General features: G+C 40.9%; 1 protein-coding gene and 1 pseudogene. Both read right to left on the bottom strand.

What is annotated here, in order from left to right:
* On the bottom strand, positions 1-1,131 hold a 1,131-nt coding region (locus PPOP_RS09405), incomplete at its 3' end, for an ADP-ribosyltransferase (protein ID WP_006286042.1).
* A 226-nt stretch (positions 1,132-1,357) separates the two neighbouring features.
* A pseudogene (locus tag PPOP_RS20410) lies at positions 1,358-1,489 on the bottom strand (transposase); the annotation flags it as partial.
* Positions 1,490-1,582: the final 93 nt, after the last annotated feature.

Here is a 1,582-nt window from a genome sequence, read left to right as displayed (position 1 = left end):
ACCAAAATTACCATCATGACAGTCCAGATTCGCAATCAAATAATCAATGATCTGGGACTCCTGTAACTGTTTCCGATTTTCATCCGTTAATTTCTTTGGATTGCCTAATCCCCAAGTTTTGAGGTCAATCATTTTCTGTACCGAACCGGACCGTTTACCTACACCCGGTATGTCAAGTGTTACGTTCTCAATCTCTACTGAAGGCTGGCCCAGTGCCTTTAATAGTTTATTGGCACCCACCTCAGCTTCACCCACCCAATCAGATTTCCAAGGTTTGCCACTCACTTTAAATAACCAACGCTCCCCCGTTTGATCCTGCACAATATATTTTTCAGATTGACCACCAAGATCCTTAGTAGCATCACCGACAACAGTAAATTCTGTATTTAGCAACACCTCATCGCTCACTATGAATTGGTCATTCTCCTTCCTCTCAAGTGGCAACACCTCCGCGCTCACTTTTAAAATGCCCATCATGTCCCATCTCACGTCGCGAATCACATAGCTCGTACCTTTATCCAGTAAAAACTCATATTCAAATGGATATTTAGATAACGACATAATAGGGGCGCCGCAATAGCCAGCGGGAACAGTAAGTTCAAGATGTACATTACCTCTGAAATTGCCAACCCTACTATATAACGATGTACTCACAAATGCATTATCGGTAATCACAGCGTCAATTAAATCGGAGGGTTCCACTTCTTCCCACACAGGCATATGAATTCTTCGATGAACTACAATCCCTTCAGAAAGGTTAAATTTTTGAAGCCCTTTGCTTATGTTTTCTGCGTCACGAATTATCTGCCTAGTATACCCATTTCCGACGTCATCGCTGACACCTTTACGAAGGTAACCGTTAATTAATTCGGCATTTTCGGAGTAGTCTCTGATACTTTCTTTTTCTTCTTCAGAAAGGCGGTTTACCCACGAAGGAGATACGTCATCGACCCACCCATATATTTCATCTAATGAGTCAAAAAACCAATATTGAACATTCCCGCTCGCTTGTCCCACTTCTGTCGCTTGCGCATTCACGTTGCTCATTTGTGCTACCGGCATGAGAAATGAAACACTTAACATTAACATTGCGGTTAGAAATATTTTTTTAATATTCTTTGTTACATCCATTAAATCATCTCCTCTGTATCGCGTATCGAAAATCTAGCTGTGATGACTATTGAACAGTAACATGGAGCTACATTTAAAGTAAAATAAAGGTTGTTATAATATGTGTCGGTAATATGACTGCTTCTCCCCTCGCAATATTGGGGACGCTTACTGCCCTAATGGCTCAGATGGTTCAGATAAAGGTAAAATAACTCCATTGAGGACCCCACATTAATCAAATCCCTTAAAAATACGTAAACGACATGTCGTATCTGGAACGCTCGAAGATGTCAGCGTCAGATAGTTCAAAGATGGCCTTGAGCAGCAAATATGTAAACATCCGTATCGGGTTCGCATTTCTGCCGTTATCTAAACAGTAACAGGCCTGTTGATTAACCAACAAAATACAATTTAAGAATAGAAAAAAAGCCGCCAACTCGGTAAAATGTTTGTACCCTTACAAACGAACCGA

Source organism: Paenibacillus popilliae ATCC 14706, assembly GCF_000315235.1.
In the GTDB taxonomy this organism is placed as follows: domain Bacteria; phylum Bacillota; class Bacilli; order Paenibacillales; family Paenibacillaceae; genus Paenibacillus_B; species Paenibacillus_B popilliae.
The sequence above is the reverse complement of the archived record's forward strand: the minus strand, read 5'-3'. Positions and strand labels throughout refer to the sequence as shown.